General features: G+C 60.0%; 8 protein-coding genes and 1 pseudogene. All 9 read left to right on the forward strand.

Annotation, left to right across the window (positions count from 1 at the left end):
* Positions 1-680: 680 nt before the first annotated feature.
* Positions 681-866 (forward strand): methyltransferase domain-containing protein, encoded by a 186-nt coding sequence (locus EH199_RS23535; RefSeq protein WP_190287412.1) that lies wholly within the window; start codon positions 681-683, stop codon positions 864-866.
* 52 nt (positions 867-918) lie between these two features.
* Entirely contained in the window at positions 919-2316 is a 1398-nt protein-coding gene (locus tag EH199_RS23540; protein ID WP_370449737.1) for a polysaccharide biosynthesis/export family protein, read from the forward strand.
* A 32-nt stretch (positions 2317-2348) separates the two neighbouring features.
* Positions 2349-2912, forward strand: a complete 564-nt coding sequence (gene rfbC / locus EH199_RS23545) for a dTDP-4-dehydrorhamnose 3,5-epimerase (protein WP_124811470.1) — start codon at positions 2349-2351, stop codon at positions 2910-2912.
* A 3-nt stretch (positions 2913-2915) separates the two neighbouring features.
* A complete protein-coding gene (rfbB, locus tag EH199_RS23550) occupies positions 2916-3977 on the forward strand; it encodes a dTDP-glucose 4,6-dehydratase (protein ID WP_124811471.1) in 1062 nt (353 codons plus the stop codon).
* Complete coding sequence (gene rfbD / locus EH199_RS23555) at positions 3974-4861, forward strand: dTDP-4-dehydrorhamnose reductase (RefSeq protein ID WP_124811472.1); 888 nt, start codon at positions 3974-3976, stop codon at positions 4859-4861. The genes rfbB and rfbD overlap by 4 nt, the downstream gene beginning before the upstream one ends.
* A 20-nt stretch (positions 4862-4881) precedes the next feature.
* Entirely contained in the window at positions 4882-5751 is an 870-nt protein-coding gene (gene rfbA / locus EH199_RS23560; RefSeq protein WP_124811476.1) for a glucose-1-phosphate thymidylyltransferase RfbA, read from the forward strand.
* A 63-nt stretch (positions 5752-5814) separates the two neighbouring features.
* Positions 5815-7437 carry a glycosyltransferase gene (locus EH199_RS23565; RefSeq protein WP_223806901.1) on the forward strand — a complete coding sequence of 541 codons (1623 nt, stop codon included), beginning with the start codon at positions 5815-5817 and terminating at the stop codon, positions 7435-7437.
* Positions 7434-8261 carry a DUF5672 family protein gene (locus EH199_RS23570; protein WP_223806902.1) on the forward strand — a complete coding sequence of 276 codons (828 nt, stop codon included), beginning with the start codon at positions 7434-7436 and terminating at the stop codon, positions 8259-8261. The genes EH199_RS23565 and EH199_RS23570 overlap by 4 nt, the downstream gene beginning before the upstream one ends.
* A pseudogene (locus EH199_RS23575) lies at positions 8258-9004 on the forward strand (phytanoyl-CoA dioxygenase family protein); the annotation flags it as partial. The gene EH199_RS23570 and the pseudogene EH199_RS23575, both read left to right, overlap by 4 nt.
* Positions 9005-9131 lie beyond the last annotated feature (127 nt).

Below are 9131 nucleotides of genomic sequence, written 5' to 3' on the forward strand. Positions count from 1 at the left end.
CCGCCGATGCTGAAGCCGATATGCGCACCACCGTCGACACCGCCCGACTGTCAGGCGCAAATCCCTATCGCACCATACTCAGCGCCGTCACCGCATGACCGCTCAAATTAGGGGGTGGGTAATTACGTAGCCAAGCCGGTTCAGCACGCGGGTGGTAGCACTTGTACCCGAACGGTGCATCCCAACGACCATTACAGCAATGCGTCGCGGACCCGGGACAGCGTATGTCGCAATCGTAGACCTGTCGCGAAGCGGGCGTTGTTGTTCCATAGTCTGCATATCCCGACTTTGTTTTCAGCTTGATTGCGGCAGGGCCAAGGTCAAAATAGTAATGCCGTTGATCTGCACCCCGGCGGTCCCTCGATCATAACGAGAGTTTCACGGTTGAATATTCCGGCACGCTCGCCTGTACAAGCACGTCGTGGCCCGCTGCCGTTTTGGTGAACGCCGAGAGAGGCGTTTACGAGATTGGAGGGCAGGAATGGATCGAAGGAAGTATAGCCGTGAGTTCAAGATTGAAGCAGCGAAGATAAGGACGGTTTGGGGTTCGACCCTCTGGGCATCCATTATCCGGGTGAACTCACCTATCGTGCCCCACCGTTTCCAGCGGTTATACAATGTCTTGTGCGGTCCGTATTCTCTGGGTCGGTTCGCGTGTAAAATGCCCGGATGTCGTCGAAATGGAATTCGTCGTGTTCCGGCATACCGACGTGGCCGGCGACGCCCACCATCTGCCGTTTGACGATGCCAGTTTCGAAGCGATAGTGGCGATGAATGACTTCGAGCACCATCATGACCCGGGGCGGGTTGCGATGGAACTGCGCCGGGTGCTGAAGCCGGGGGGGGGGGCTTCATGTCGTGACTAATTGGCGATCTGGTCGATGTGTGGCGCAATCCGGCGCGACGAAATGATCCGTTGTGGATGAACTTCGAGCGGTGTCGCAGGACAATCAGGATGTCATCACCGCCGGTTTCGAACTGATTATGCCGCGTGAGAGCGACAAGCCTGCGCTTCGATCTGGCCCTCGCTGCCGTGTTATCGGTGCAGTACGGCTAATGTCATCCTGCTCCGTGCGCGTTGGCGTGCCGTTCGCTACCACCGACCATCGCCAAGACTATTGGCCATGTTTGCAAGCCGATGCTAAGGCGCCTTTCAAGGTTGCAAGGTTTCAGGTTTATCCACCAATGCGTTTCATGAAATTCGTCTCCTTGGCCTTGCTCGCAGGGCTGGCGGGCTGTTCCACACTTCCGACGAGCGGCCCGACCGGATCGCAGATTGTGAAATCGGTGCAGATGCCGGTGGCCGGGCAGTCGATCGATCTGGTCGAAGTCCAGTCCATTGCTGAAGTACCTGGCTTGCCGGACGAAGCTACGCCGGCCACCCCGCCGCTCGAGCCGCCCCCGCTGCCGACCGATCTGGTCGGTGCGGGCGATGTGCTTGATATCAATATCTATGAAGCCGGCGTTACGCTCTTTTCCGGTGGAGGAAGCGCCTCCCTGGGCCAGGCGGCGGCAATGCCCGGCGTTCAGGTTCAGAAGCTGCCGCCGATTCGTGTCGATGATTATGGCAATATTACCCTGCCCTATGCTGGGCACCTTCATGTCACCGGGCATTCGGTCCGCGAAGTCGAGGCGATGGTCCGCAGCGCGCTGCGCGGAATTTCGCAGAACCCGCAGGTCCTGATCAATATCAGTCAACCGCTCACCAACACCGTAATCGTCGGCGGCGAAGTTGGCCGACCGGGCCGGCAGGTGCTGCAGACCAACCGCGAACGCCTGACCGATGTGATTGCGTTGGCGGGGGGATATCGCGGCAACACCAAGGACCTGCTTGCGCGGGTGTTCCGGGGCGAACGGTTCTTTGATGTCCGGCTCAATGACCTGGTCGATAATCCGGCCCTCGACATGCGGATCATGCCCAGCGACCGGCTGATGCTGATCAACGAGCCACGGACCTATTCGGTGCTCGGTGCTTCTGGCGCGGTTTCGCAATTCCCCTTTAGCCGTTCGTCGGTTTCAATCGCAGAAGCGATAGCCACCGCGGGCGGGGTCAATCCCAACATGGGCGATCCTGCCGCGATCTTCCTGTTTCGCTTCGAGAAAGATGATCAGGGGAAGGACGCCCCTCGCGTCTACCATCTCAACATGATGAAGGCCGGCACCTACTTCCTCGCCCAGCGTTTTGTCATGAAGGATAAAGACGTGCTCTACTTCGGTAACGCCGCGTCCAATCAACCCGGTAAGCTGATGCAATTGATTAGCCAGTTGTTCACCCCGGTGTTTACCGTTGTCGGCGCGGTCAACACTATTAAGTAACGCTGCTCGGTTGCTGGGAAGGCTTGGGTCAGATGGAAATCTGCTCGTTCGATATCAGTGATGTCAAGTTGTTCATACCCCGGCACATAGGCGACGAGCGCGGTTACTTCGCCGAAACTTTTCGGGCCGATATCTTTGCTCTGCACTGCGGCGCGCGCACCTTCGTGCAAGACAATGAGTCGCTGAGCGCCCGCGCGGGGACCGTGCGTGGGCTACACTTCCAGACGCCGCCGCATGCGCAGGGCAAGCTCGTCCGGTGTACTGCCGGCGCGCTGTTCGATGTGGCCGTCGATATCCGCCACGGCTCACCCACGTACGGGCAGTGGGTGGGTGAGACGCTTACCCCGGAGAATGGTAAGCAACTGTGGGTACCGCCAGGCTTTGCTCACGGGTTCTGTTCGTTGAAACCGGCTTCGGTGATCTGCTACAAAGTCACCGATTACTATTCCGCCGATTGCGATAAGGGCTTGGCTTGGGACGACCCGGCTCTGATGATCGCGTGGCCCGATCTGGCCGATGCCGAAACCCTTTCGCCGAAGGATCGCCGGCAACCCATGCTTGGCGACCTGATCCCTTCATTCCATTGGAGCGAATGACTCATGCGCGTGATCGTCACTGGGGGCGCTGGCTTCATTGGCTCGGCCCTTGTTCGCTATCTAGTGCTCGATAAGGGCTATAATGTCCTCACCATTGATGCGCTGACCTACGCTGGTTGCGAAGCCTCGCTCAAGGCGGTGCAGGATCAGTCGGAGCACCGCTTCCTCAAGGCCAATATCTATGACGGTCCGGCGATGGTGCAGGCGATCGCGGGGTTTCGCCCCGACCGGATCATGCACCTTGCCGCAGAAAGCCATGTCGACCGCTCCATTACTGGCGCGGCCGATTTCATCCAGACCAATGTGGTGGGCAGCTTTACGCTGCTTGAAGCCGCGCGCCAATATTGGAACACCTTGCAAGGAGCAGCGAAAGACAATTTTCGTTTTCTGCATGTCTCGACTGATGAGGTCTATGGATCGCTGGTCGGCGAGGGGCTGTTCGAGGAAACCACGCCCTACGACCCCAGCTCGCCTTATTCGGCTTCGAAGGCCGCTTCCGATCATCTCGCCAAGGCTTGGTATCGCACCTATGGCTTACCGGTGGTGGTCAGCAATTGCTCGAACAATTATGGCCCCTATCATTTCCCAGAGAAGTTGATTCCGCTGACGATCCTTAATGCGCTCGCCGCGCGACCCCTGCCGGTTTATGGCAAGGGCGAAAATGTGCGCGACTGGCTCTACGTCGATGATCACGCGCGAGCACTTGACCTGATCGCGGCCAAGGGACGGCCTGGCCAGACCTATAATGTTGGCGGGCGCAATGAGAGGCGGAACATCGACGTGGTTCGCCGGATATGCACGGTACTCGACCGGCTCGTTCCAACGGGAGAGCCGCGCGAAAACCTGATCGAGTTCGTCGCCGATCGGCCCGGCCACGATGCCCGCTATGCGATCGACGCAACCAAGCTGGAATCCGAACTCGGTTGGCGTGCGGAGGAGAATTTCGATAGCGGGATCGAAAAAACGGTGCGCTGGTACCTCGATAACGAGTGGTGGTGGCGTCCGCTGCGTGATCGCTACAATGGGCAACGTTTGGGGCTCAATACGGAAAAGGTCCCAGTGTGAGGATCGCGGTCACTGGTAGAACCGGGCAAGTCGCATCCGCCTTGATCGAGCAGGGAAGGCGCGCCGGGTACGAGATTGTCGCGCTGAGCCGGCCCGAACTGGATTTGTCCTGCCCGTCGTCAGTTCTCCCCGCGCTGGAAGCCGCCCGTCCTGACGTGGTGGTTTCGGCGGCCGCGTATACGGCGGTCGACAAAGCTGAAAGCGAGCGTGAGCTAGCTTTCGCGATCAATTCGACCGGAGCCGGTGCCGTTGCCGAGGCTGCGAGGGCGATGGGCCTGCCGCTGTTGCATCTGTCGACCGATTATGTGTTCGATGGCAAGCTCGGTCGCCCCTATCGCGAAGATGATACCACCGCGCCGACCGGAGTCTATGGCGCCTCGAAGCTGGCTGGTGAGCAGGCTGTGCTGGCCGCCCATGGTGGCAACAGCGCTGTGTTGCGAGTAGCTTGGATATTCAGTCCCTTCGGTGGGAACTTCGTAAAGACCATGCTGCGTCTGGCGGCCGACCGCGATGAGATATCGGTGGTGGCTGACCAGATCGGGAGCCCGGGCAACGCGTTCGACATCGCCGATGGCGTGCTAAGGGTGGCCGACAACCTGGTGGGGGGCACGGTACCAAGCCAGCGGGGGGTGTTCCACATGGCTGCGGGTGGTGAGGCGAGCTGGGCGGATTTTGCCGAAGCCATTTTTGCTGCCTCCGCCGCGCGCGGCGGACCTTTCGCCCGGGTCAGGCGGATCACCACCGCCGAATACCCAACCCCTGCGAGTCGCCCAGCCAATTCGCGTCTCGATAGCAGCCGGATTGCAGTGGCGCACGGCGTCACGCTGCCGCCATGGCAGGAGGCACTCGCCCAAGTCATCGCCCGGTTGCAACCGGCTGGCTAGACAGCAACAGGAAGGACGCGATGAAAGGGATTATTCTTGCCGGCGGCAGCGGAACACGTCTCTACCCGATGACTCTTTCGGTCTCGAAGCAGTTGATGCCGATCTATGACAAGCCGATGATCTATTATCCGCTGTCGACGCTGATGTTGGCCGGCATTCGCGAAGTGCTGATCATTTCGACTCCGCGTGATTTACCAGCCTTCCGGACGCTGCTGGGTGACGGAGCGCAGTGGGGCATGGTCTTCGAATACGCCGAACAGCCTAGCCCGGACGGGCTGGCGCAGGCCTATGTTATCGGTGCGGATTTCGTGGCCGGGCAAAAATCTGCGCTGATTCTGGGGGACAATATCTATTATGGCCACGGCCTGCCCGAACTGCTGAAAAGCGCGAGCAGCCGTCCGAACGGGGCAAGCGTGTTCGCATACCATGTCAATGATCCCGAACGCTATGGAATCATCGGCTTCGACAACGACATGAAGGCTGTTTCGATCGAGGAAAAGCCGCTTCGGCCGCAGTCCAACTGGGCGATGACAGGGCTTTACTTTTATGATGAGCAGGTCGTCGACATCGCCGCCGACCTCAAGCCCTCCCCGCGCGGCGAACTGGAAATCACCGACGTCAACAAAGCCTACCTCGAACGTGGCGAGCTTGCGGTGGAAATCATGGGGCGGGGTTATGCCTGGCTCGATACCGGAACGCCCGACAGTCTGCTGGATGCGGCTGAGTTTGTGCGCGTGCTGGAAAAGCGCCAAGGTTTCAAGATCGCCTGCCCCGAGGAAGTCGCCTACCGTCAGGGCTTTATAGGTGATGCGGAAATGGAACAGCTTGTCGCTGCGCTGGGCAAGTCGAATTATGGACTCTACCTGCGTCAGGTGATGACCAGGGATTGATCCGGCGATTGCCCTTTGCGGCGCTGCGTCCAAGGGTTAGCGTGATTTGTAATGCGAACCAAAGTGACCGGTAACCGCAAGTCTTGGAGCCTGTGGCGCAATTCGGGATTGCTACTGCGCGTCCACATTGACGCCGCGCGGCTGGCTCCGCGCGCTTGGTTGCAGGCGGCTTGGTGGCGATTGCTTGGCAAGAAGGTGCGAGCCCGGGCCCGATTTGCGCCACTGTTATCGGCCTCGCGGTACGCTTACCAGCTGTGGCTGCTGGATGAGCCGCCCCTGCCGCAGGGGAAGGGGAATGCTTGTACGGTTGTTGCGCTGGTATCACCCGGCGCAGGCGCGGAAGAGACGATGCGCAGCGCTTTAGCCGAGGGCTTCATCGCGCTACACGTTCAGGCAGAAGTGAGCGGTGCCTGCGCGACGCAGATCGATTGGAGCGACGATCCTTGGATCATGCCCCTTGCTGCGGGTGATTTGCTTGCGCGTGGTTCGGGCGAGGTGTACCGCGCTTTCGCTGCAAGCGCCAGGAAAGCCGGGTCCCGTGTGGTCTATGCCGACGATGATCTAATCGATTCCAAGGGCGGGCGCAGCAACCCGCATTTCAAGCCCAGATGGAATGAGGAACTTCATCGCCATTTTGATTTCCTGACCGGTGCCTGCATGGTCCGTCTCGAGGCTGCCGACTTGGTGGGGGCGGGCGGTGAAGACTGGCCCTCGCAGCTCGTTGCCCGGGCGGTCGCGGCGGGCCAGGGTGATCCGGTGCGCATCCCCCACATCCTTCACCACCGGCGGTCGCGCCCGAAGCCGCGGCGCCCCTTGGACGTGCCGGTATCCAGAGGCGACCTGCCCAGAGTCAGCGTGATCGTGCCGACGCGCAACCGGCTCGAATTGTTGCGGACCTGCATCGACGGGCTGGAACAGACCGACTATCCGGATTTCGAAGTGATCGTGGTTGATAACGGTAGCGATGACCCGGCGGTGTTGAGCTATCTCGCCAGGCTCGACCCGTCCCGTTATCGGGTGCTGCGCGATAGTGGTCCTTTCAATTTCTCGCGGCTTAATAACAACGCGGCGCAGATCGCAACCGGCGAACTGCTGTGTCTGCTTAACAACGATATCGAGATGATTGGAGCGGACTGGCTGGCGATCATGGCGTGGCAGGCGCTGCGCAAGGGAGTTGGTGCGGTCGGCGCGATGCTGCTCTACCCCGATGGGCGGCTTCAGCACGCTGGCGTGGTGATGAATATCTGCGGCGGGGCGGCTCATGCCCACCGCCTGCTCTGGCCCGGCGAAGCGGGCTATTTCCACCGGCACGCGCTGCCGCAATTCGTGTCCGCAGTGACCGCAGCCTGCCTCGTTGTGCGCCGGTCAAGCTTTGAAGCAGTCGGCGGGCTCGACGAACAAGCCTTTGCGGTCGCTTTCAATGATGTGGACTTGTGCATGCGGCTCAATCAGCGAGGCTGGCAATCGTTTTACGAGCCGCGCGCGATATTGGTGCATCATGAATCGATATCACGTGGGTTCGATCGCGATCCGGTCGGCGCCGCACGCCTCGCCGGCGAGCTTGCCGCGTTGCAGCTGCGTTGGCGGACCAATGACTTGGAGAGTGAGGGCGATCCCTACCACCACCCACATCTCAGCCGCTACAGCGAGCGTTTCGCGGTGCAGATGCCGGGGGATGTGCGATGACGGGCGAGCAACGTCTCCAGCTTTCCGAGGTGACCCTCTGCGCCGTTACTTCCGTCAACGTCGCAGCCACCGTGCGTGCCTTGAAGGCCTCGCTGGAGAGTGTCGGCTTCGCGGCGTGCAAATTGCTGACTGATGCCGCCGTCGATCCGGGCTGTGACCAGATCGAGGTGGTCAGGATCGCTCCGATACCCTCTGCCGAGGCGTATTCGCACTTCCTGCTGACCAAGCTAGTGGATCATGTTAAAACTTCGCACTGCCTGGTTGCGCAATGGGATGGACATGTACTCGATCCCCGGGCGTGGCGACCTGAGTTCCTCATGTGCGATTACATTGGAGCGAGCTGGCCGCAGTTCACCGATGGCCATGATGTCGGTAACGGGGGCTTTTCGCTACGCAGCCGCCAACTGATGGAACTGTGCCGCGATCCTGCCTTTGTGAAACAGCATCCGGAAGACATTGCGATTTGCCGTATCAACCGCGATTGGCTGGAGAAGCGCGGCATTCGTTTCGCACCGCGCGAGTTGGCCGATCGCTTCGCCGCCGAACGCGCCCAAGACCCCAAGGCCTGCTTCGGGTATCACGGAGCCTGGAATATGCCACGTGCGCTTGGCTCTGATGATTTCTGGGCGGTCTATCGGGAACTTGACGATCGAGGAACGGTGTACCGCGATTTCTGGCCGATCATGAAGCAGGTCTGGTCTGGCGCGCAGGGAAAGCGACGCGCGCTGCACATGCTGTTTGACCGTTTCAACGGACGACGCTTCTATTCCCCGGTGCCGCGGGTTAAGAGACCGCCGTCCCAAGGTGTTAGCGAGTTCTCGTGACCAATCCGCTCCCCGGCCTGCCACTCATTGAATCCCCGTTGTTTTCCGTCCTCAAGGGAGGTTTGGAACTGACAACGGAAGAGGAACGGATCGCCGTTGATCTCCATGAAAAGGGTTATGCGGTCATCGATTTTCCGGATACGGAGCTTGATGCCCGGATCGAGCGGGTCAAAGCTGATCTCGGCCCGCGTTACGGCATCAACTTCGACGATCTCGACAGTGACAAGAAACATGCCGAACGGCGGATCCAAGATGCATGGGTCTTTAGTGAAGACGTGCGCGCGATTGCCGCGAACCAAGCGATTCTGGATCTTCTGAGCAAATTGTGGGGTCGGCGGGCTTTTCCGTTTCAAACGCTCAATTTTCCGGTTGGTACCGAGCAGGCCGCACATTCCGATGCGGTGCATTTTTCCAGCCTTCCCGAACGCTTCATGTGCGGGGTGTGGCTGGCGATGGAAGATATCGGTCCGGACGCGGGGCCGCTGCTTTACTATCCCGGATCGCATCGTTGGCCGATCATGACCAATGGCCTGATCGGGCGGCGTGGCTTTGGTGGCGAACTTGATTCGGCGCAGACGCCTTATGAAGCCGTCTGGGGAGCATTGGTGGAAGCTCACGGCCTGCAGATAGAACAATTTCACGCCCGCAAGGGCCAGGCGCTGATCTGGTGCTCCAATCTGCTCCACGGTGGTAGCCCGCAAATCGACCCGCGTCTGACCCGCTGGTCGCAGGTGACGCACTACTAGAGCGGTTTCCACACGAACTGACTCGTCAGGGATTCCCTTCGCGGCGCCGTTGTGATTCAGACTTCCTGCTGGTGTCAGGAGGCCAGCATGGATGGCACGAACGCTTTCACAGGATCTTCGGGAC

Source organism: Novosphingobium sp. LASN5T (genome assembly GCF_003856955.1).
Lineage (GTDB): Bacteria > Pseudomonadota > Alphaproteobacteria > Sphingomonadales > Sphingomonadaceae > Novosphingobium.